Source organism: Streptomyces sp. NPDC056061 (genome assembly GCF_042266885.1).
Lineage (GTDB): Bacteria > Actinomycetota > Actinomycetes > Streptomycetales > Streptomycetaceae > Streptomyces.
The window spans coordinates 359,939-380,956 of the sequence record NZ_JBHJWQ010000003.1; the positions used below are offsets into that span (position 1 = coordinate 359,939).

The 21,018-nt window shown below is 72.5% G+C and carries 20 protein-coding genes; 17 read left to right on the forward strand and 3 right to left on the reverse strand.

Going from position 1 to position 21,018, the window contains the following annotated elements:
• Positions 1 to 32: 32 nt before the first annotated feature.
• From ACFC79_RS07650 to ACFC79_RS07665, 4 genes are all read left to right on the forward strand, one after another.
• Positions 33 to 863 (forward strand): DUF4255 domain-containing protein, encoded by an 831-nt coding sequence (locus ACFC79_RS07650; protein WP_376236498.1) that lies wholly within the window; start codon positions 33 to 35, stop codon positions 861 to 863.
• Positions 860 to 2,965: an ATP-binding protein gene (locus tag ACFC79_RS07655; protein ID WP_376236500.1), complete on the forward strand. Its 2,106-nt coding sequence runs from the start codon at positions 860 to 862 to the stop codon at positions 2,963 to 2,965. The genes ACFC79_RS07650 and ACFC79_RS07655 overlap by 4 nt, the downstream gene beginning before the upstream one ends.
• 117 nt (positions 2,966 to 3,082) lie before the next feature.
• The gene (locus tag ACFC79_RS07660; RefSeq protein WP_376236502.1) at positions 3,083 to 3,970 is read left to right on the forward strand and encodes an alpha/beta fold hydrolase; all 888 of its coding nucleotides are present in this window, start codon (positions 3,083 to 3,085) and stop codon (positions 3,968 to 3,970) included.
• On the forward strand, positions 3,967 to 5,247 hold the full coding sequence (locus tag ACFC79_RS07665) for a cytochrome P450 (RefSeq protein WP_376236504.1): 1,281 nt from the start codon (positions 3,967 to 3,969) through the stop codon (positions 5,245 to 5,247). The genes ACFC79_RS07660 and ACFC79_RS07665 overlap by 4 nt, the downstream gene beginning before the upstream one ends.
• Positions 5,248 to 5,476: 229 nt before the next feature.
• Here ACFC79_RS07665 and ACFC79_RS07670 read toward each other — a convergent pair whose 3' ends face one another.
• On the reverse strand, positions 5,477 to 5,671 hold the full coding sequence (locus tag ACFC79_RS07670; protein WP_376236505.1) for a hypothetical protein: 195 nt from the start codon (positions 5,669 to 5,671) through the stop codon (positions 5,477 to 5,479).
• A 462-nt stretch (positions 5,672 to 6,133) separates the two neighbouring features.
• Between ACFC79_RS07670 and ACFC79_RS07675 the strand changes: the two genes are divergently transcribed.
• The 13 genes from ACFC79_RS07675 to ACFC79_RS07735 all read left to right on the forward strand — a co-directional run bounded on the left by ACFC79_RS07675 (position 6,134) and on the right by ACFC79_RS07735 (position 19,111).
• The gene (locus ACFC79_RS07675) at positions 6,134 to 7,684 is read left to right on the forward strand and encodes a phage tail sheath family protein (RefSeq protein ID WP_376236507.1); all 1,551 of its coding nucleotides are present in this window, start codon (positions 6,134 to 6,136) and stop codon (positions 7,682 to 7,684) included.
• Positions 7,685 to 7,835: 151 nt separating this feature from the next.
• The gene (locus ACFC79_RS07680) at positions 7,836 to 8,279 is read left to right on the forward strand and encodes a phage tail protein (protein ID WP_335932618.1); all 444 of its coding nucleotides are present in this window, start codon (positions 7,836 to 7,838) and stop codon (positions 8,277 to 8,279) included.
• Entirely contained in the window at positions 8,279 to 8,812 is a 534-nt protein-coding gene (locus ACFC79_RS07685; RefSeq protein ID WP_376236508.1) for a hypothetical protein, read from the forward strand. The genes ACFC79_RS07680 and ACFC79_RS07685 overlap by 1 nt, the downstream gene beginning before the upstream one ends.
• Entirely contained in the window at positions 8,809 to 8,952 is a 144-nt protein-coding gene (locus tag ACFC79_RS07690; RefSeq protein ID WP_093549683.1) for a DUF6760 family protein, read from the forward strand. The genes ACFC79_RS07685 and ACFC79_RS07690 overlap by 4 nt, the downstream gene beginning before the upstream one ends.
• A 30-nt stretch (positions 8,953 to 8,982) precedes the next feature.
• On the forward strand, positions 8,983 to 11,031 hold the full coding sequence (locus ACFC79_RS07695) for a hypothetical protein (RefSeq protein ID WP_376236511.1): 2,049 nt from the start codon (positions 8,983 to 8,985) through the stop codon (positions 11,029 to 11,031).
• Positions 11,032 to 11,142: 111 nt separating this feature from the next.
• Complete coding sequence (locus tag ACFC79_RS07700; protein WP_376236513.1) at positions 11,143 to 11,580, forward strand: phage tail protein; 438 nt, start codon at positions 11,143 to 11,145, stop codon at positions 11,578 to 11,580.
• A gap of 5 nt (positions 11,581 to 11,585) precedes the next feature.
• Positions 11,586 to 12,395, forward strand: a complete 810-nt coding sequence (locus ACFC79_RS07705) for a peptidase M23 (RefSeq protein WP_376236515.1) — start codon at positions 11,586 to 11,588, stop codon at positions 12,393 to 12,395.
• Entirely contained in the window at positions 12,395 to 14,443 is a 2,049-nt protein-coding gene (locus tag ACFC79_RS07710) for a VgrG-related protein (RefSeq protein ID WP_376236517.1), read from the forward strand. Before ACFC79_RS07705 ends, ACFC79_RS07710 begins: the two co-directional genes overlap by 1 nt.
• 117 nt (positions 14,444 to 14,560) lie before the next feature.
• On the forward strand, positions 14,561 to 14,848 hold the full coding sequence (locus tag ACFC79_RS07715) for a PAAR domain-containing protein (protein WP_376236706.1): 288 nt from the start codon (positions 14,561 to 14,563) through the stop codon (positions 14,846 to 14,848).
• A gap of 6 nt (positions 14,849 to 14,854) precedes the next feature.
• Positions 14,855 to 15,268, forward strand: a complete 414-nt coding sequence (locus ACFC79_RS07720) for a GPW/gp25 family protein (RefSeq protein ID WP_376236519.1) — start codon at positions 14,855 to 14,857, stop codon at positions 15,266 to 15,268.
• Complete coding sequence (locus ACFC79_RS07725; protein ID WP_376236522.1) at positions 15,265 to 17,223, forward strand: putative baseplate assembly protein; 1,959 nt, start codon at positions 15,265 to 15,267, stop codon at positions 17,221 to 17,223. Before ACFC79_RS07720 ends, ACFC79_RS07725 begins: the two co-directional genes overlap by 4 nt.
• A gap of 5 nt (positions 17,224 to 17,228) precedes the next feature.
• A complete protein-coding gene (locus tag ACFC79_RS07730; RefSeq protein WP_376236525.1) occupies positions 17,229 to 17,762 on the forward strand; it encodes a phage tail protein in 534 nt (177 codons plus the stop codon).
• Positions 17,763 to 18,289: 527 nt separating this feature from the next.
• Entirely contained in the window at positions 18,290 to 19,111 is an 822-nt protein-coding gene (locus ACFC79_RS07735) for a discoidin domain-containing protein (protein ID WP_376236527.1), read from the forward strand.
• A 57-nt stretch (positions 19,112 to 19,168) separates the two neighbouring features.
• On the opposite strand, the gene ACFC79_RS07740 is transcribed toward ACFC79_RS07735, so the two are convergent.
• The gene (locus ACFC79_RS07740; protein WP_376236529.1) at positions 19,169 to 19,294 is read right to left on the reverse strand and encodes a hypothetical protein; all 126 of its coding nucleotides are present in this window, start codon (positions 19,292 to 19,294) and stop codon (positions 19,169 to 19,171) included.
• A 351-nt stretch (positions 19,295 to 19,645) separates the two neighbouring features.
• Complete coding sequence (locus ACFC79_RS07745) at positions 19,646 to 20,884, reverse strand: cytochrome P450 (RefSeq protein ID WP_376236532.1); 1,239 nt, start codon at positions 20,882 to 20,884, stop codon at positions 19,646 to 19,648.
• Between the last annotated feature and the right edge of the window lie 134 nt (positions 20,885 to 21,018).

The following is a 21,018-nucleotide window of genomic DNA, read 5'->3' on the forward strand; positions in this document are numbered from 1 at the left end:
AGGGGAGCCGACAGCCGTACGGGAGTGATCGGATGATCCACGAGGTCGACGACGTACTGCGGTCCCTCATCAGGGCGGAGGTGCTCGAAGGCGGCCAGATCGCGGTGGTCTTCGACGCGCCGACCCGGGAGTGGGCGGCGAAGGCCAACGCGCCCATGGTCAACCTGTACCTCTACGACATCCGTGAGGACATGCGCAGGCGCGAACGGGGGCTGCACAACGATTACGACGAGCGCGGAACGATCATCGCGCGCCGTCGTCCGCCCCGCTTCTTCAAACTCTCGTACCTGATCACGGCCTGGACGAAGCGCCCGGAGGACGAACACCGGCTGCTCGCCTCGCTGCTCGGCTGCCTGCTGTGCCACGAGGCGCTGCCCCCGGAGCGACTGACCGGCACTCTGGCCGATATCGGGGCCCCGGTGCCGATGTCGATCGCGCTGCCGCCGCCGGAGGACCGTTCGTTCGCCGATGTGTGGAGTGCGCTGGGGGGCGAGTTGAAGCCCTCGCTGGACCTGGTGGTGAGCGTGCCGGTGACGGCCTCGCCGAGTTACGTGGTCGGCCCTCCGGTGGGTGACGAAGGGGTGCAGGCCCGCTTCGGGGACGTGCCCGAGAAGGCCGAACCGGTCATGGAGACGATGCCGGGACGCGGCGCCCTTCCGGTGTACGGGGGCCGTCCGGGCAGGCCCGGACGGCAGGACGGCCGACGGGACCCGGGCGGTGAGCGGCGCCGCGGTCTGTCCCTGAGGATCACGGAGAACCGCAGGCCCCCGGCCACGGACCGGGCAGCCGGAACCGGGACGGGCGGCCGCGGCGACCCCGTGGATGACGGCCGACAGGACCGTGGGGAGGGCGGTGCCCGATGACCACCGCGGATGACGCGAACCTGCGCCATCTCCTCGCCCGCGCGGTGGTGGTGGAACAGCGCGTCCGGGCGGCGGTCGAGGCCCGACGGCTCACCGACCCCGATCCGGACGACGCCTTTCGGGGCCTGTACCTCACGGACGAGAACATCGCGCGCCTGCTGGATGCGAAGGAGGCGCGGGCCTACCCGTCCCCCGTTCCGTGCAGCGTCCCGAACGGCGTTGCGCACGACGCCCCGTGTGCCGCTCCGTACGACACTCCGCACGACGTCCCGCAGGGTGACGGGACGTCGGTCGAGCCCTCCCGACTCGGGTCCCTGGCTGCGGAGTTCGGGCTCACCGAGCTCGATGTCGAGATTCTCCTCATCGCGCTCGTGCCCGATCTCGACGACCGCTTCGAGGCGTTCTACGGCTACCTGAACGACGACGTCACCCGCCGTCGTCCCTCCATCGGGATGGCCCTGGGACTGTGCGGGCTGTCCCCCGCCGACCGGGCGGCCCGCGGCAGGCTGTCCGCCCGTGCCCCGCTCCGCGAGGGCCGTCTGCTGCTGGTGGAGGACCTCGACCGCCCGTTCCTGAGCCGTGCGCTCCGCGTTCCGGACCGGGTGACCGCCCACCTTCTCGGCGACGACACCTCCGATCCGCGCCTGGCGGACCTCCTCGCCCCCTGGCACGCCGTGCCGGGCGTCGGCGACCCCGCCCCGCTGGCCGGGGCCCTGTCCCACGGTGTCTCACTGGTCTACCTCCGTGAGGACCAGGGCGGTGCGGGTACCGCTCTCGCGGCCTCCGCGCTGACCCGGGCCGGGCACCGTGTCCTGGGGCTGGACCTGGCACGGCTGGCCGAGGACCCAGCCCCCGCCGAGGCCGTCCGTTCCCTGGTTCGCGAGGCCCGGCTGACCGGTGCCGGACTGGTCTGCGCACCGCTCGACGCGGTCTGCCGCGACCATCCGGAGCTGCTGCGGCTGCTGACCCGTACCCCGGTCCCCACGACCCTGGTGGGCCGGGCCCCCTGGGATGCGGCCTGGTCCGTCGCCCCGCCCCTGCTCCTGCACGCCCCCCGAGTGGAACCCTCGACCCGGGCCACCCTCTGGACCGACGCGTACGCCGACCCCGTCCCCGGCACCGTGGACGTGGACCGGCTGCTCTCGCCGTTCCTCCTCACCCCGGAGCAGATCACCCGCGCCGCACGGGGGGCCGCCCAGACCACCCACCTGGACGGCGGCACCCTCACCGCCGACCATGTCCGCCGGGGCGCCCGCGCCCAGAACGCGGCGGGCCTGGACCGCCTGGCCCGCCGCATCGAGCCCTCCGTCGCCTGGAACGACCTGGTCCTCCCGCCGGGCACCCGCTCCCAGCTCCGCGAACTGACCGCCCGCGCCCGCCACCGCGACCAGGTCCTGGGGGAGTGGGGCATGCGCCCCGGCGGCGGCCGGGGCCGGGGCGTATCGGCCCTGTTCGCAGGAGACTCGGGCACCGGCAAGACCATGTCCGCCGAGGTGATCGCCGCGGATCTGGGCCTGGACCTCTACACCGTCGACCTGGCCACGGTCATCGACAAGTACGTGGGCGAGACGGAGAAGAACCTGGAGCGGATCTTCACCGAGGCCGCAGGCGTGAACGGTGTCCTCCTCTTCGACGAGGCCGACGCGATCTTCGGCAAGCGCTCCGACGTGAAGGACGCCCACGACCGCTACGCGAACGTCGAGAGCGCGTACCTGCTCCAGCGCATGGAGTCCTTCGACGGCCTGGCCATCCTCGCCACCAACCTCCGGGCCAACCTCGACGACGCCTTCACCCGCCGCCTGGACCTGGTCATCGACTTCCCGGTCCCGGACCCCGAACAGCGCCTCATCCTCTGGGAGCGCTGCCTAGGCCCGGCCCTTCCCCGGGGGGCCGGCCTGGACCTCGCGTTCTGCGCGGAGAACTTCGAACTGGCCGGCGGCAACATCCGCTCGATCGCGGTGACGGCCGCCTACCTGGCCGCCGACACGGGCGACCCGGTGACGATGCCGACCCTGATCCACGCGATCCAGCGCGAGTACCAGAAGCTGGGGAGGTTGACGCTCGCCTCGGAGTTCGGGCCGTATCTGGAGCTGCTGGGGTGAGGTGCGGGGGCCCGTCCCTCCGGTGTGTGCCCTTGCGCCGGGCCGGAGTTGGCGCGACTGTGGGCGGGGCCGGCGGGCGGACCGTCCGGCTCTCTCCGCGCGGTGACGGGAGCCGGTGTGACCACAAAGCTCGTTCTGCCCCACGAAGTTCACGGTGAAGGACCGCACAAGGTGATCGCGGTGCACGGCTGGCTCGCCGACCGCTCCGCGTACGCCCCGGTGCTGCCGGATCTGGACCTCGCCTCGTTCCAGTACGCGATGGTGGACCTGCGGGGTTACGGCGAGGCCAGGGACGCGGGCGGCGCGTACACCACGGCCGAGGGGGCCGAGGACGTGATCGCGCTGGCCGATCGGCTCGGCTGGGAGCGGTTCTCGCTGGTCGGCCACTCGATGGGCGGTTCCGTCGTCCAACGGACGCTGGCCGCCGTGCCGCAGCGGGTGCGCAGAGTCGTCGGCATCTCGCCGGTCCCGGCCTCCGGCCTCTCCCTCCCGCCCGAGCAGTGGGAGCTCTTCGCCGGGGCGGCCCGCACCCCGCAGAACCGCAGGATCATTCTCGACACCACCACCGGAGGCCGCCGCCCGGCGGGCTGGCTGGACCGCATGGTGCGCCGATCGGTGGCGTGCAGCGACGTCGGGGCGTTCCGGGCCTGGCTGGACTCCTGGGCGGGCGAGGACTTCCACGATCAGGTCGAGGGCTCGCCCGTGCCCGCCCTCGCCGTTGTGGGCGCGCTGGACCCGGCGCTCTCCGCCGACGTGCAACGGGCCACCTGGATGCGCTGGTTCCCCCGGGCCGAACTGGTGGAACTGCCGTCGTGCGGCCACTACGCGATGGACGAGACTCCGCTCGACCTGATCCGCGTGATGGAGGACTTCCTGCGGGCGGACGCGGTAGGCGACGAGGGCACGGGGGACGGCGGAAACGCGGGGGACGGCGAGAACGGCGACGACGGCGAGGGCGGCGACGACGGCGAGGGCGGCGACGACGGCGAGGGCGCGGCGGCATGACCGATTCCGCCACTGCCGGAACTCCCGTACCGGATGTCTTCGACCCCAGACAGTACGGGCAGGGCATCCCCCACGACCGCTACCGCCACCTGCGCGACCACCACCCCGTGGCGTGGCAGGAGGAGCCGGAGGTGCTCGGCTGGCCGGCGGGCCCCGGCTTCTGGGCGGTCACCCGGCACCAGGACGTGATCCGGGTCCTGAAGGACTCCTCGGCGTACTCCTCATATCTGGGCGCCACCCAGATCCGCGACCCGGACCCCGCCGACCTGCCGTTCATCCGCCGCATGATGCTCAACCAGGACCCGCCGCACCACCGGCGCCTGCGCACTCTCGTCAGCCGCGCCTTCACTCCGAAGCGCGTGGACCGTTTCGAAACGGTGGTACGCGAACGCGCCCGCGAACTGCTCGCCCGCGCGGTCACCGGGGCGCGGGCCGACGACGGCACCTGCGACCTCGTCGCCCGGGTCACCGACGACTACGCATTGCTCAATCTCACGGACCTGCTGGGTGTGCCGGACACCGACCGCGCGCTGCTTCTCCACTGGACCCGACGCGTCATCGGCTACCAGGACCCTGACGAGTCCGGAACGCCGACGCTCGGCCCGGACGGCAAGCCGCTCAACCCCCGCTCCCCGTCCGCCCTGCGCGACATGTTCGACTACGCCCACGCCCTGGCCGCCCACAAGCGCCGGTATCCCGCCGACGACGTGATGACGGCCCTCGCCACCGATCCCGAACTGACCGACCCCGAACTGGAGATGTTCTTCTTCCTGCTGGTGGTGGCGGGCAACGACACCGTACGCAGCGCGGCCCCCGGCGGCCTGCGCCTGCTGGCCGAGCACCCCGACGCCTACCGCCGACTGTGCGACGGAGAGGTACGGCCCGACACGGCCATCGACGAACTGCTCCGCCGCCACCCACCGGTCCTGACCTTTCGCCGCACCGCGACCCGGGACACGGAGCTGGCCGGCACGCGCATCCGCGCCGGTGACAAGGTGGTCGTCTTCCACGCCTCCGCCAACCACGACGAACGCGTCTTCCCCGACCCCTTCACCCTGGATCTCGCCCGTTCCCCGAACCCCCACGTCTCCTTCGGCGACGGCCCCCACGTCTGCCTGGGCGCCCACTTCGCCCGCCTGCAACTCCGGGCCCTGTACGAGGAGACCTGCCGTGCTCTGCCGCCGGGCCGACTCCGACTCGCGGCTCCGCCGCACCGTCTGGTGTCGAACTTCATCAACGGGGTGAAGACTTTGCCGGTGCGGGTGACCGGCGCCTGACACGCGCGGCCCGGAACCCGGATTGCCTCGGCAGCTCCGGGACTTCGATCGGGATGGAAGGCGCTTCCAGCGAGTCCAACGGGTGAAGGTTCACCGCTTCGAGCATGGGTGCGATTTCCCGCATGGTCCAGTGACATGCATGGCTGTCCAGCTTTCGAGCTGTCTCCGTGGCCTGCTGTGCCGTGAGGCGCCGAATCATCCCGTCTCCTTGCAGAGTGAAAAAGCTTGATCAGATGATGAATTCCTGCACTTTCACTTTCCTGTCGCCGGGTGCTTCCTTGTCGTTCGGGGGTGCGACGGCCGCGTCCTGCGCGGATGCGGACTCGGTGGTGGAGGGGGCATGGGCGGACAGGCGGGTCTTCTTTGCCGCGACATCGGCCTCGACCCTGTGGAAGCCGGGCGCCTGGGCGGGGGAGGGTTTCACCGGGGCGGTGTAGCGCCGGGCCACCAGGCGGGAAACTGCCGCGTTCCCCGCCGCCCGTTGCAGGTGTCGCAGGCTGCGGGGGGGCGAGGGCGGGGCGATCGCCGGATGGGCGGTGGGGCGGGGGCGATGGGGAACGTGACAGTTGGGGCGCGAGTGTCACGTTCTCCTGATGGGGGTGTGCCCCTGCGACCGGACGTGGAAGGGGGGGCCTTCTCCGGAACCGCCTTCATCCGCCCTCCCGATCGAGCATGAGCCCTCTTGCCGTCCCAGGGTCTGCGCCGCCCGCGGCGTACGCAGGGCACGCGCACCGCGTCCGCGGGCAGTGCGCGCCGGCATGCACGGCGTCGGCGCGTTGCCTGATCGGGCAGTGGTCGCTGCACGGGTGGGCGGCCGAGCGTCCGTTCCCGGTGATCGCGGTCGTCGCGAGAATTGCGGGCGTTCCCCGGCCAAGGAGAGACTTTTATGCCGTCGTACCTGTCCCCGGGCGTCTACGTCGAAGAGGTCGAGTCCGGTTCCCGGCCGATCGAAGGGGTGGGCACCTCGGTCGCCGCCTTCGTCGGCTTCGCGCAGAAGGGCCCGTTCGACGAGCCGACACTGATCACGAACTGGAGCCAGTTCACCGCCGTGTTCGGTGACTTCGTCGACGGCACGTACCTCGCCTCGGCCGTCTACGGGTTCTTCGCCAACGGCGGTGGCGTCTGCTACGTGGTGCGCATCGGCGACGGCACCGAGCCCCCGGCGGAGGACGGCAGCGACGGCGCGGCCGGGCAGTTGCCGCCGGGGTCAAAGACGTCGCTCGGGCCGTACGCGGTGAAGCCCCGTCCCGGGGCGGTCGGCGAGATCACCGTCGAGGTGGCCGAGGCGGAGGGGGACGATCCGCCGTCCGATGTGTTCCGGTTGCTCGTGAAGCGGGACGGCGAGGTCGTCGAGACGTACCCGGGCGTCACGACCAAACGCAGCAAGGAGAACGTCGCCACCCGGGTCAACGCCACCTCCGAACTCATCGAGATACAGGAGTCGGGGCGCGGTGCCGCCCCCGTCAGGCCCGAACCGCAGACCGTGACCCTGGCCCCCGCCGCACCGGCGCCATCCGGAGCGGGCGCGTTGAGCCCCGAGGTGTACGTCGGCGACGCCGACAGCCGGACCGGTCTGGGCGGGCTCGAAGCGGTGGAGGAGGTCACCACCGTCGCGGTGCCCGATCTGATGAGCGCGTACGAACGCGGGCTGCTCGACCTGGAGGCGGTCGTGTCCGTGCAGCAGGGGCTGCTCGGACACTGCGAGCTGATGGGCGACCGCGTCGCCATCCTCGATCCGCCGCCGGGGCTGAGTCCGCAGCAGATCCGCACCTGGCGCACCGGCCGTGCCAACTTCGACTCCAAGTACGCCACGCTCTACTACCCCTGGATCCGGGTCGCCGACCCCGTCTCCGGGCGGGCGCAACTCGTCCCGCCGAGCGGTCACATCGCCGGCGTCTGGGCCCGCAACGACGATTCGCGCGGTGTGCACAAGGCGCCGGCCAACGAGGTGGTCCGGGGTGCTGTCGCCCTCCAGACCCAGTTGACCAAGGGCGAGCACGACCTGCTCAACCCGATCGGCCTGAACTGCATCCGGTCCTTCCCGGGCCGCGGCATCCGGATCTGGGGAGCCCGAACCCTGGCCTCGGACCCTGCCTGGCGCTACCTGAACGTCCGGCGCCTCTTCAACTACTTGGAGGAGTCGATCCTCGCCGGTACGCAATGGGTCGTCTTCGAACCGAACGACGACGCCCTGTGGGCGCGCATCCGGCGCACGGTCTCGGCGTTCCTGGTCAACGAGTGGCGCAAGGGGGCGCTGTTCGGGCTCACACCGGAGGAGGCGTTCTACGTCAAGTGCGACCGGGAGACGAATCCGCCCGAGAGCATCGACGCGGGCCAGGTCGTCTGCGAGATCGGGGTGGCACCGGTCAGGCCGGCCGAGTTCGTCGTCTTCCGCCTCTCCCAGCTGAGCGAGGGCAGCGGCGGCGTCGACGAGTAGCGCCCCACCGGGGCCGGGCCGCGGCAGCGCGGACGTCGGGTCACGGCAGCGCGGCTGTCGGATCACGGCAACGCGGCCGTCCCGAGGTCCGCCGACAAGACCTGAGGTCCACCAAGCGGTAAGAGCGGTATGAGCGGTAAAGGAGCCTGCTGTGCCACTTCCCGATCTCGACAGCACCGTCGGTGCGTCCTTCGGCCTCGAATTCGACAGCGTCGTCATCAAGCAGATCACCGAGGTCAGTGGTCTGAAGATGGAGCAGGACGTCATCGAGCTGAAGCAGAACACCGCCGACGGCCGCTATGCCATCAAGAAGCTCCCCGGCCGGCCGAAGGCCGGTGAGGTGACCGTGACCCGGGGGCTCACCGAGGACAACAGCTTCGAACGGTGGATCAAGGACTCGCGGTTCGGCCGGATGCCCACGGCCCGGCGCAACGGAGCGGTCATCGTGTACGACCACGAGGGCGTCGCCATCAAGCGCTACAAGCTCATCAACGCCTGGCCGAAGTCCCTGGAAATCGGCACGCTCAAGGCCGGTGACACCTCGGTGCTGACGGAGAAGCTCGCGATCACGTACGAGAGCATGGAAGTCGACTGATGCGGCGTTCGACATCGACATCGACACCGACACCGACACCGGCATCCGCCGCGGCAGCCGCGCAGACCGCGGTCGCGGAAGGAGCGGAACGGCCGGAGCGGACGGCGCGACCGGACGGAGGCGCATCGCCGGGGCGCGGCGGGAAGTCCGCCCAACGGGACACGCTGCGCACCGAGTTCACCTTCGAGCTGCCGCGCGGATACGTCGACGAGGCGGGCACCGTGCACCGCACCGGGACCATGCGGCTGGCGACCGCACGCGACGAACTCGTGCCGCTGCGGGACGACCGGGTGCGCGAGAACTCCGCGTACCTTTCGGTCGTGCTCATCGCACGGGTCGTCACCCGGATCGGCACGATCGACGACATCCATCCCGGCGTCATCGAGGACCTCTTCGCCTCCGACCTGGCTTTTCTCCAGGACTTCTACCGGCGGATCAATGCCGAGGGCCACACTCGCGCCGCCGTCACCTGCCCGTCGTGCCAGGAGGAGTTCGCGGTGAATCTCGCCGGTGGCCGCCTGGGGGAATCGTGACGTACGCGGCCGACCTGCTCTACGAGGAGGTCGCGTACCTCGCCTACCACTTCCACTGGCCGCTCGACGAGCTGCTGGATCTGGAACATCCGGAACGTCTGAGGTTCGTCGCACAGGTCGCTCGCCTGAACGGGCAGTAGCGAGAAACGCGGGGAGGGGCGGGAGAGTTCATGGGCCTGATGTCCTGGCTGCGTGGCGACGGGCGCACGGAGAAGGGGGCGCGGACGGGCGCGGAAGGCTCCGCGGCGGACCCGGCGGACCCGGCGGACCCGGCGGCGTCGGCGGATCCTGCCGCTTCGGCGGCGGTCCCCGGCACGGGGCGGGCGGAGCCGCCCGCGGAATCCTCCGTACCGGGCGGTGCTGCGCATGAGCGCCTTGATCTGAGCGAACTCCCGCCCCTTCAGCGGACGCTGGGGGGCCAGGACCTCGTCGTGAACCCCTCCGGGTTCCAGGAAGCTCTCACCACCCGGCGCGACGTCTCGCTCGGCACGCCGCTCGGTCATCTGGTCAGCCCGGACGCCCCCACGGGGCTCCTGCGCGGGATCACCGACCCGGCCCCGGCGGACGCGGGCGGCGGCGCCTCGGTGCAGCGGACCGGGGAGCGGACGGCGGGGGCGGTGCCGGAGCCGGTGTCCGGGTCGGTGCCGGGGTGCGCTGTGGAGTTTCCGATGCGCAGGGGAGCCGGGTCGGCGTCCGGGTTCGGCAGCCCTGCTACGTCCGGGACCGACGGTTCCGCCTCGTCCGGGGCCGACGCCTTCTCCGCTTCCGGGCTCGTCGGGGTGCAGCGGTCGGCGGGCGGGCAGGCGCCGGAGATGACATCGGCCGGGGACTCGGCCGTGGCCGGTTTGCCGGTACGGCACCTGGTGGGCGAACAGCTCCTGGGGGTGGCGGTGCCGGAGCCGTCCGGGCCGCGGCCCGTGACCCCTCCGCCGCCCGTTCAGCGTGAGGTGCCGTCCCCGGGCGCGGCCCGCCCCCGACGTGCGCCCGGTCTCGGCGCGCCGCTGCCGGGCCTGCCGCCCACCGCGCAGCGCCGCGCCGCCGCCACGGCACCGGACCCGGCGGCGGATGCGGGGGACCTCCCGGTTTCCCGGAGCGCGGAGGGTGTGGACGCCCGGCCCGCTGCCGGTTCCCCCACGGCGCCCGACGCGCCCGACGCGTTCGAGTCGGCAGTGGGCCGGGAGTCGGCCTCGCCCCCGTTGCCGACGTCCGGGCCGGACGCGTCCACGGCCCCCCTGCTCGGTGACGATCCCCTGTTCCCCGCACCGCCGGGGCCCGACCCCGTCCCTGCTGCGGGCCCGGAGGTGCAGCGCTCGTCCGGGGCAGGGATGCCGACACCCCTGTCGCCGCCCGCGGCCACCGGACCGCTCGCCGGGCTGCTGGCCGACCGGCCGCTGTCGCTCCGGTCCGGACACGGGGGCTCGGACGGGGGCCGCGCCGCGGTCGCCGTACAGCGTTCGGGAGGGGCGGGCGGGTTCGCACCCGTGGGATCGGGCGGCAGCCTCGCAGACACCGCCGCCGTCACCACCGCCGATGCCGTTCCGGTGCGATGGCCCCCCGATGGGGCGGCGGGCCGGGCGGTCGTGCCTCTGCAACGTGACACCACGGCGTCGGGCAACGCCCCGGGGCCCGGCGCGGCGCACGGTGCCGGAACGGGCATCGGAACCGGCATCGGCACGGGGATCGGAACCGGCGTCGGGATCGGCGCGGGGTACGGGCCGGGCGGCCATCGGCCGCCGACGCCCGCTCTGCAACGCCTGGCGGCCCAAGGACCGCCGGTGCCGCGGTCGCTGTCGGCGTCCGGCGCCCTCTCCGCGCCCCCGGCGTCCCCCGCGTCCGCCGTGCCCGTCGGGGACTTCACCACGGCGGGTTCGGCCGCCGTCGCCGCGGGAGTGGCCCAGCGGATGGCGGACGGCAGTGTCGTGTTCGGCACGCCTCGGCCCGCCTACTCCGTGCCGGTCGTCCAGCGCGAGACGGAGAGCGAGGAACCGCCTCCTCCGGACCCGCCCCCCGAACCCGATCCCGTTCCCGAACCGGAGCCCGGGTCCGCGCCCGATGCTCCCGGAACCCCGGAAGCCCACGTCCAGGCACCCGGCGGGGCGCCGCCCGTCGTCACCGACGAGCTGGTCCGCGCCCTGTACCCGCCGCTCAGCAGGCTCTTCAAGGCGGACCTCCGGCTGGAACGCGAGCGGGCGGGCTTCCTCATCAACACCCGCCACTGATGGAGGGCATCGGGCGGCACACGGCCGCAGGCAGTCGGCCGGCCGAGCAGTCGGGCAGCACGGCAGCGACAGCACAGCAGCGACACCACAGGGAATGGAGAGGTACGCGCCATGGCCACCGACCGGAACGACGATCCCGCCGTCAGCGTCTGCTTCGTCGTCACGATCGACGACATCGAACTCGGGTCGTTCAACACCTGTGACGGGCTGGGCTGCGAAGTGGTGCTCGAAACACGGGAGGAGGGCGGGAACAACGGCCACCTGTGGCAGTTGCCGACCCGTCTGAAGTACTCCAACGTGAAGCTCTCCCGGCCGCTGACCAGGGAGACCGAGAAGGTCGCCCGTTGGTTCGCCACCATGACGACCGGGTTCAGCCGCAAGACCGCGCACATCGAGGCCCGGACCGGGGACGGGCAGAAGGTGGCCCAGTGGGGGCTGCTGGAGGTCGTTCCGGTCCGCTGGACGGGCCCCTCGTTCACCCCCGAATCGCCCAAGGTGGCGATGGAGACGATCGAGATCGCCCACCACGGCTATGTGATGGAGGGCTGACGGTCGTGAGCGGTGCGGGTCCCATCGCGTTCAGTGCCGCCGGCACGGCCGGGGCGTCGGCCGGTGCGAAGGCGGGCCGGGGAGGTTCGGCCCGGCCCAAGCTGGAGCACGCCTATCTGGAACTGCGGACGCCGCCGACCGGCGGTGGCCTCACCCCGGGCGGCCCCTGCGGCCGGATCGACTTCCAGTTCAACCCCAAGGAGCTGAGCCTCACCAAGGCCGCGTCCTGGAAGCGGAGTCCGGCCAAGGGCGCCAAGAGTTCCGGCCCTCCCGAGTACCAGGGTTCGCAGCCCAGCAAGCTCACCGTCGAGATGTTCTTCGACGCGGGCGACACCCACGACACCCGCGTGGTGACCTCGGTGGAGCAGCTCTTCGCCTGCTGTGTGCCGACGAACGAGACCCGCCAACAGCAGCGCTCGTCGCCGCCCTGGGTGGTGTTCCACTGGGGCGGGCTCACCGGGTTCCCCGGCTACGTCAGCCAAGTACAGGCGAAATACACCCTGTTCACCACCTCGGGCGTGCCGATCCGGGCCGTCTGCCAGGTGACGATGGAGGAGATCAGCGGCGACACCCCGGGGCAGAACCCGACCTCGGGCGCCCTGGCGGCCCGACGGGTCCACCGGCTGGACGCCGGGGACTCGCTGCCGTCGCTGGCCCAGCGCGAGTACGGCGACCCGGCCGCCTGGCGGGTGATCGCGGAGGCGAACGGGATCGACGATCCGCTGCGGCTGGCCCCCGGACGTCATCTGCTGCTGCCCGCGCCGGACGAGCTGAAGCGGCTCGAAGAGGGCGGCCGGGGCGGAGGGCGGTCCTGATGGCCCGGTCGGGCGTCGCGACGGCACTGGTGGTGGAGTTCGGCGGCCGCCCGCTGCCGGCCACGTTCGTGAACACGCTGGTCGACGGGTACGTCGACGACAGCCGGACGCTGCCCGACCTGTTCCTGCTGCGCTTCCGGGACCCGGACCGGGTGCTGCTGGAACAGGCCGGGCTGCGGATCGGCAGCGAGGCCCGGCTGCTGGCCCGCGCGGGCGGCGACTCCGCCCCGAAGCCGCTGCTGAAGGGGGTGGTCACCGCCCTGGAGGTGGAGCTCGACGAGACCGGCACCTTCACCGTCGTGCGCGGGCTCGACGAGTCGCACCGGCTGTTCCGGGGGCGGCGGGTGGCCAGCTACCAGAACATGACACTCGCCGATGTCTGCGCCCGGGTGGCCCAGCGGGCCGGGCTGAAGCCGGGGAACGTGGACGTGGCCGGACCCGTACTCGAACACATCGCCCAACCCAATGTCACCGACTGGGAGTTCATCCGTGATCTCGCGGAGGAGGCGGGTGCCCAGGCGTATGTGCTCGACGGGCAACTGCACATCACCCGCCCCGCCGAGGCGAGCGGTGCGCCCGACGGATCGGCCCGCGCCGACCGCGACCCGCTGGTCCTGGAGATGGGCAGCAACCTGTTGCGCTGTCGCGCCGGGGTGTCCTGCGCCGAGCAGGTGTCCGAGGTCGAGGTGCGAGGCTGGGACGTCAAGGCCAAGGCGCCGTTGGTCGGACGGGCGCCCGCGGGCCGGTCGTCGACACTGGAGCTCGGGGTGAGCGCGGCCGATGTGACCGCACCGTTCGGCGAGGCGCGCTTCGTGGTCACGGACGCGGCGTACGGGGAGCAGGCGCAGGTGGACCGGGCGGCGAAGGCGCTGGCGGAACGGATCGCCGGATCGTTCGCGGAGCTGGAGGCGGTGATCCGGGGGAACCCGGAGGTGCGGGCGGGCAGCGCGGTGGCGCTCAACGCGGTGGGGGCGCCGTTCGAGGGGCGGTACACGGTCACCTCGTCGCGGCACGTGTTCGACCCGGTGCGCGGGTACGAGACCTGGCTCACGGTCTCCGGACAGCAGGAACGCTCGCTGTTCGGGCTGACCGGTGGCGGCGGGGGATCCGGCGGACCGGGGACGGGGAACGGCGGCGGGTCGCGGTGTGCGGGGCTGGTCAGCGGCACGGTGACGGACACTCATGACCCGAAGGGCTCCGGCCGGGTCAAGGTGCGGTTCCCCTGGCTGTCGGACGAGTACGCCAGCGACTGGGCGCGCACGGCGCAGTCGGGCGGGACGAGTGGTGGCGAGGCGTTCATCCCCGAGGTCGGGGACGAGGTCCTGGTCGGGTTCGAGCACGGGCATCTGGACCGCCCGTACGTCCTCGCCGGTCTGTACAACGGGAAGGACCGGCCGTCACAGGGCAGCGGCGGGGGCGGCGATCCCCGTGGCAGCGGTGGCAGTGGTGGCAGTGACGGGGGCGGCGGTACGGCAGGTGCCGTGGCCGCCGCCATGGCCGGCGCCCCGGCCGCTTCCGAGGGCGGGGCCTCCGCCACGAACTCCGTCTCCGGTCCGGCCCCTTCCTCCGGTTCCGCGCAGGGGACCCCGTTGGTGGACCCGACCAGCGGAGCCGTCAACCGCCGGTCGATCGCCTCCAAGAGCGGGAACCAGCTGGAGATCCTCGACGGTGCGGACGGGCCGCAGGGCGTACGACTCCTCACCGGCGACGGCAAGTTGAAGATCGACCTCGATCGCAGGGGCACCGCCATCGTGATCAACAGCGACGGCAGCGTGACCATCGAGGCCAAGCAACAGGTCTCGATCAGGGCGTCGCACGGTGTCGCACTCGACGGCGGGCAGGGCACACTCGAACTCAGCGGTGACAGCGTGACGTTGACATCCCGGGGCGGGGTCCGGGTGGACGGGGGCACCGGAGAGGTGGCGCTCTCCACCGGTGGCACGGTGAACGTCAGGGGCGCGCAGGTCGCCGTCGACGGAACACAGCGCACCGACATCAGGGGCGGCAGCTCCCTCGCCATCAACGCGCCCCTGGTGAAGATCAATTGACGAACCCCGCACACGGTTGCGGCAACAGATCCGGGCACGGGAGCGGATCCGGGCACAGAACAACGGAAAGAGCGCCCGAACGGGGCACGGGACGAGAGGAACGGGCAAGCGATGCCAATGATCTCCATGCCTGCAGCGCGGGTCGGCGACCCCACCGCACATCCGGGCACGATCGGTCCGCCCGGCGTTCCGACGGTGCTCATCGGCGGGCGACCGGCCGCCACCGTCGGCACCCAGCACACATGCGCGTTCCCGCCGCCCGCGGTGCATCCGCCGTCCGTGATCGTGCCGCCCGGCAGCACCTCGGTGCTGATCGGCGGGCGGCCCGCCGCCCGGATCGGGGACAAGGCCGCCTGCGGCGCCACCGTGGTGTCCGGTTGCCCGACGGTGCTGATCGGAGGCTGAGCGCCCATGGGGCAGGAGTTCATCGGCGCGGGCTGGGCGTTCCCGCCACGCACCGACGCCACGGGTTCCATCGCCCTGGTACGCGGCGAGCACGAGTTGGAGGAGTCGATCCGGCTGATCCTGGCGACCTCGCCGGGCGAGCGGCCGATGCGGCCGGAGTTCGGCTGCGGGATCAACGACTACGTGTTCGCCCCGGCGGACGCGGGTACGGCCGGGCAACTCGCCTACGAGGTACGCCTCGCGCTGGACCGGTGGGAGCCCCGGATCGAGGTGACGGAGGTCGTCGTCCGCTTCGACGAGGCCGACGAGGGCGTCCTGTACATCGACATCGGCTACACCGTCCGCGGCGCCAACGACCCCCGGAACCTGGTCTTCCCGTTCTATGTGATCCCGGAGCACGAGGAGGTGGACCGAGCGTGACGCTGCCCAGCCCGCATCTGGACGACCGGCGCTTCCAGGGCCTGGTCGACGAGGCGAAACGGCTCGTCCAGCAGCGCTGCCCCGAGTGGACCGACCACAACGTGTCGGACCCCGGCGTGACCCTCATCGAGGCATTCGCGACCATGGTCGACCAGCTCGTCTACCGGGTGAACCGGGTGCCGGAGAAGAGCTACCTGACCTTCCTCGACCTGATCGGGGTCCGGCTGCACCCGCCCACCGCCGCCCGCACCGATGTGACCTTCCGGCTCGCCGCGCCCCGGCCCGAACCGGTCCGGGTGCGGGCGGGCACGGAGGTGGCCACCGTCCGCACGGAGACCGAGGAAGCCGTCGTGTTCACGACGGTGCGTGAACTGTCCGTCGTGCCGTGCGAGTTCGCGTACCTCGCGACCTGGGCGGCGTCCGGGGACGCCGTCGAGCGGACCGAGGAGCTGGCCCTCGGCAGGGCCGTTCCCTGCTTCGACACCACACCCGCGCCCGGCGACGCCCTCTATCTCGGGCTGTCCGCGGCCGTTCCGTCGGGGGTCGTCGCGCTGCGGCTGGACTGCGCGGTGGAGGGCGTCGGAGTGGACCCGTCGCGCCCGCCACTGCTCTGGGAGGCGTGGGACGGCGGCGCCTGGGCGGTCTGCGAGGTCGAGAAGGACGACACCGGCGGCTTCAACAGGTCGGGGGAGCTGATCCTGCACCTTCCGGAGGGGCACGCCCCGGCCGTCGTCGTGCGCCGGACCGGGGGCTGGCTGCGCTGCCGTCTGGTGGAGGCCGAACCGGGGCAGCCCACCTACATGGCGCCCCCGGTGGTGCGGGGGATCAGGGCGTTCACCATCGGCGCCACCGTCGGCGCCGTGCACGCCGAGACCGTGACCGACGAGGTGCTCGGGCCGGCCGAGGGAGTCCCCGGGCAGGTCTTCACGGTGAGCCGTCCGCCGGTCGTGCCCGGCGAGTTCGTCGTCGAGGTGGCCGATCCGGGACGGGGACCGCACGCGACGGAGTGGACCCGCGTCGACGACTTCGCGCACTCCGGCCCCGACGACCGGCACATCACGCTCGACCCCAACTCGGGGCGGGTCGAATTCGGCCCCGCGGTGCGGGAGCGGGACGGGTCGATCCGTTACTACGGGGCGGTGCCGCCGAAGGGCGCCACCGTGCGCGTGCGCGCGTACCGCACCGGCGGCGGCCTGCGCGGCAACGTCGCCCGCTCCACGCTCCGGGTGCTGCGCAGTGCCATCCCGTACGTGGCCCGGGTGGAGAACCGGCGACCCGCACTCGGCGGGGTCGACGGCGAGACGGTGGACAGCGCCCGGGTGCGCGGCCCCATGACGCTGCGGACCCTGCACCGGGCCGTCGTGCCGCACGACTACGAGCTGCTGGCCCGGGAGGTCGCCCCCGACGCCTCCCGGGTGCAGTGCATCCCGGCCGGTGGCGACTCGGACGTCGAGGCGGGCGGGGTGCGGCTGCTCGTCGTGCCGGCCGGGCGCAGCGACGAGCAGGGTCGCATCCAGTTCGACGAGCTGATCCCGCCGCAGCACACCCTCGCCCTGATCGCGGGCCATCTCGACGAACGCCGTCCGATCGGCGCCCGGTTGGTGGTCGAGCCGCCCTACTACCAGGGGGTCACCGTGGTCGCCAGGGTCCAGGCCCGCCGGGGTTCCGTGCCGGAGCGGGTGCGCGAGGAGGCGCTGGAGGCCCTCTACCGCTACTTCAACCCGCTCAGCGGCGGGCCCGGCGGCGAGGGCTGGCCGTTCGGGCGGCCGATCCAGTCGGGCGAGGCGTTCGCCGTGCTCCAACAGGTGGCCGGGGTGGACCTGGTGGAGGACGTACGCCTCTTCCCCGCCGACCCCGTGACCGGCCGGCGAGGCGAACCCACCACCAGGATCACGCTGGACCGGCATGCCCTGGTGTTCAGCTACGAGCACCAGCTCCGGGTACGGGAGGGCTGAGCATCGTGCGCACCGCCGTGTCCGGCCTGCCGACCCCGCATCCGCTGATCGAGCAGCTTCCCGCCGTCTACCTGGAGCAGGACTTCCTGCAACGGTTCCTGGGGGCGCTCGACGACGTGCTCGCCCCGGTCCTGCTCGCCATCGACAACCTGCCCGCCCACCTCGACCCCCGCAGCGCCCCCGACGACTTCCTCGCGTGGCTGGCCCAGTGGGTGGCCGTCGAACCGCACGAGAACCATCCGGTCGGGCAACGGCGCGCGGCGGTGCGCGGCGCGGTGGAACGGCACAGCCGACGCGGTACCCGGCGCGGCCTCGCGGAGGCGGTGTTCCTGGAGACCGGGATCGAACCGGACATCGTCGAGAGCGGGGGCACGGCGTGGTCGTCGACCCCGCACACGCAGTTCCCGGGCGGGCCGCGGCCGTGGGTGACGGTGCGGGTCCGGGCGGCGCAGCCGTACCGGATCGACCGGGTACGGCTGGAGGAGCTGATCCGTTCGGAGATACCGGCGCATGTGGGCTTCGACCTGGAGGTGTCGTGATCTGCGAGGTGTGCGGGCAGAACAACGCGCCGGGAACGCCGTTCTGCACGTCGTGCCAGGCGTTCCTGGAATGGGAGGAGGAGCGCGGGACGGGCGTGGCGGGTGGTGGTCCGGGCGGTACGGGTGGGGGTGCGGGGTCAGGTGCGGGGTCGAGGTCGGGTGCAGGGTCGGGGTCGGGTGGAGGCGGGGGTTCGAGTTCCGGTGGAGGAGCGGGTTCCGGTGAAGGAACGGCGGGTGGTGCGGGTTCATCGGGCGGCGTAGGCGGTGACTCATACGCCCCTCCTGCCCCTCTCGCCCCACCTGCCACTCCCGTCCCCCCTGCCACTCCCGCCCCTCCTGCCTCTGCTGTTTCCACCTCGCAGCCGCAGCCGCAGCCGCAGCCGCAGCCGCAGCCGGAGCCGGAGCCGGAGCCGCAGCCGCGACCGGTATCGCGACCGCAGTCACCGAACCGGCCGGTCGCCGAACCGTCCCGGCCGCCCGCCGCCACCGCCACCGCCGCCCCGCGCCGGCCCGGTGACCAGCCGGACGTGTCCGTGCCCGGCCCCGAGGCATTCCCCGACGCATCGACCGCACCCGCGCCCGTACCGCCCGGACCACCGGCCGCAGCGCCCGTCCGCTGCCCCAACTGCCGTACGGAGAACGCCCCGGACCGCACCCTGTGCATCCGCTGCGCCCTGCTTCTGGACCCGGGGCCGCCTCCCGAGGCCCGGCTTCCGTGGTGGCGCAGGATCCTGCGGGGGCGACGGCGTCAGGCGCCCGTCGCGGGGAGCCGTCCGCGGCGTCGGCTGTGGCGCCGTCCGCGCCTGGCACTGCCCATCGTGCTGATCGTGGTCGCCTGCGGAGTCTGGTTCGCCCTTCCGCACCTGTCCGGCTGGCTCGGTCTCGCCAAGGACGAGACCGGAACGCCGGAGGCGGTGCCGCCCGCCCGGTTCAGGGCCTCCAGCCGGGCGCCCGGCCATCCCGCGGGCGCCGCGTTCGACGGTTTCAACAACCGTTACTGGGCGCCCGCGGCGGCGGGGCCGGAATCAGGGGTGGGGCAGTATGTGGAGTGCGACTTCGAGCAGCCGGTGCGGGTGCTGAAGCTTGTCGTCTTCGCCGGTACGTCGACGAAGATGGACGAGTTCCTCACTCAGGCCCGCCCGGCCCGCATCACCGTCCTGCTCACCTCCGCCGACGGCGGGGAGACGAGCAAGGAGATCAGGGTCAAGGACCAGCCAGGTCAGCAGACCTTCGACCTGCGCGGTTCGGAGGTGGTCCGGGCCCGGCTCACGACGACCAGCACCCACGGAGCGGGCCCCGACCGGCGCATGGCCGTCGCCGAGGTCGAGTTCTTCGGCCGACGGTCCTGACCTTTCGGCCGGTGATCGACGGCCGACGCAGGGAACGGGCCATGCTGCCCGTCCCGCTCATCCCGTCGCGTTCTCCGACCGTTCCGCGGTGCCGCCCGAACGCAGTGCGACCAGGGCGTCCGCCTGGGAGAGCCCGCTCTCCTCGACCACGCCGCGCACGCTCTGCGCCTCGCGCACGAGCACGAACCGCACCTGTCCGTCGGGATCGGTCCGATAGCCGTACACAGCCGGCCGCGGCAGGGAGTTGTAGTGTCGTGCGCCGCGCGTGCCGCGTACGCGTCGCGTCCGTCCAGTTCATGCACAGGTGCTGCCATGCGCCCATCATGGTCGGACGGCCCGCCGATCTCGCCCGGTCTCCGGCACGGGCCGAGAACCGGTCTCCGGTACGGGCCGAGGACCGGTCTCCGGTACGGGCCGAGGACCGGTCTCCGGTACGGGCCGAGGACCGGTCTCCGGTACGGGCCCAGGACCGGACGGCGCCCCGTCCGACCCGCCCGCGGGGCGCGTGCACCCGTTCCCCCGCCTCGCCGCCCGCTACCCCCTCACCCCGTCGAACTCGATGTGCAGGTGCCGGGGCCCGCGGAGCACGGCGTTCCGGCGGTACGGCGGCGGGTCCTCCACCAGACGCGGGTTGTCGAGCCGCCGGGCGAGCTCGGCCAGGGCGGTCTGGGCCTCCAGACGGGCGAGGGGCGCGCCGAAGCAGTTGTGGATGCCGCTGCCGAAGCCGAGGTGCTGGTTGTCCTCGCGGTCCGGGTCGAAACGGTCCGGCTCGGCGAACCGTTGCGGATCACGGTTGCCGGAGGCCAGTACGAGCCAGAGGGCGGACCCCTTGGTGATGGTGGTGTCGCAGATGTCGATGTCCGCGAGAGTGGTGCGCTGCGGCAGCAGTTGCACGGGCGGCTCGAAGCGCAGCAGTTCCTCCACGACCGGGACGGCGAAATGGGGGTCGTCGCGCAGCCGTGCCAGCACATCGGGGTTGCGCAGCAGGGTGAGCATCCCGTTGGTGATCAGATTGACGGTGGTCTCGTGGCCGGCGATCAGCAGCAGTGCCGCGGTGCTGAGCAGTTCCATCCGGCTCATCCGCCCGTCGGGGCCGTGCTGGGCGACCAGTGCGGAGAGCATGTCGTCGCCGGGCGCGCTGCCGCGTTCGTCGATGAGCCCGGACAGGTACGTGCCCAGTTCGGTCCGGGCCTGTTGGACGACGCGTCGCCGCTCGCCGGGATCGTCGTCCGGGTCCGGGTCGAGCCCGGCGGCGATGGTGTCGGCCCAGGTGTGGAAGCGCGCCTCGTCCTCGCGCGGCACGCCGAGCAGGCGGCAGATCACGGTGACGGGAAAGGGGTACGAGAAGTCGTCGACGAGATCGACCCGCTTCCGGTCCCCGAAGCCGTCGATGAGACCGGAGACGATCCCGTCCAGCTCACCGCGCATGTCGTGGATGCGTCGCGGCGTCTCCGGCGGTCCGAACGGTCGCATCGTCATCCGGCGCAGCCGGTCGTGCTCGGGCGGGTCGAGCCGGAGGAACGAGGGCGGCAGTACCGACGCGTCGTCGTCGTCCCGGAGCAGGCTGTCGCCGGCGCCGGGGGAGAGGTTGCGGGCGTCCGAGCTGACCCGCGGGTCGTGCAGCAGGCTCTTGATCTCCCAGTACGTGCTGACGATGAACAAGCTGTCTCCTCCGCGGATGACCGGCGTTTTGCGGAGTTCGGCGTACAGCGGGTAGGGGTCGGCGCGGTTGGCGGGGTCGAGGATCTGCCGCAGGAGTACGTCAGGCGTCATGGTGGCGGTCCTTGGAGGCGCGAGGGGCGGGGGCGAAGGATGGGGAACAACGGGCACCGAACAACGGAAGAGGCGCACGAGGTGTCGGCCGCACGGACCGTCGGACGCACGCGGTGTCGGCCGTACGAGGTGTC

Bases quoted from the DNA above. Each gene is read 5' to 3' on its own strand.
- ACFC79_RS07685 (WP_376236508.1), top strand. From the start codon at position 8,279: ATGCGGCGTTCGACATCGACATCGACACCGACACCGACACCGGCATCC.
- ACFC79_RS07665 (WP_376236504.1), top strand. From the start codon at position 3,967: ATGACCGATTCCGCCACTGCCGGAACTCCCGTACCGGATGTCTTCGAC.
- ACFC79_RS07715 (WP_376236706.1), top strand. From the start codon at position 14,561: ATGATCTCCATGCCTGCAGCGCGGGTCGGCGACCCCACCGCACATCCG.
- ACFC79_RS07650 (WP_376236498.1), top strand. From the start codon at position 33: ATGATCCACGAGGTCGACGACGTACTGCGGTCCCTCATCAGGGCGGAG.
- ACFC79_RS07675 (WP_376236507.1), top strand. From the start codon at position 6,134: ATGCCGTCGTACCTGTCCCCGGGCGTCTACGTCGAAGAGGTCGAGTCC.
- ACFC79_RS07720 (WP_376236519.1), top strand. From the start codon at position 14,855: ATGGGGCAGGAGTTCATCGGCGCGGGCTGGGCGTTCCCGCCACGCACC.
- ACFC79_RS07700 (WP_376236513.1), top strand. From the start codon at position 11,143: ATGGCCACCGACCGGAACGACGATCCCGCCGTCAGCGTCTGCTTCGTC.
- ACFC79_RS07710 (WP_376236517.1), top strand. From the start codon at position 12,395: ATGGCCCGGTCGGGCGTCGCGACGGCACTGGTGGTGGAGTTCGGCGGC.
- ACFC79_RS07655 (WP_376236500.1), top strand. From the start codon at position 860: ATGACCACCGCGGATGACGCGAACCTGCGCCATCTCCTCGCCCGCGCG.
- ACFC79_RS07745 (WP_376236532.1), bottom strand. From the start codon at position 20,884: ATGACGCCTGACGTACTCCTGCGGCAGATCCTCGACCCCGCCAACCGC.
- ACFC79_RS07695 (WP_376236511.1), top strand. From the start codon at position 8,983: ATGGGCCTGATGTCCTGGCTGCGTGGCGACGGGCGCACGGAGAAGGGG.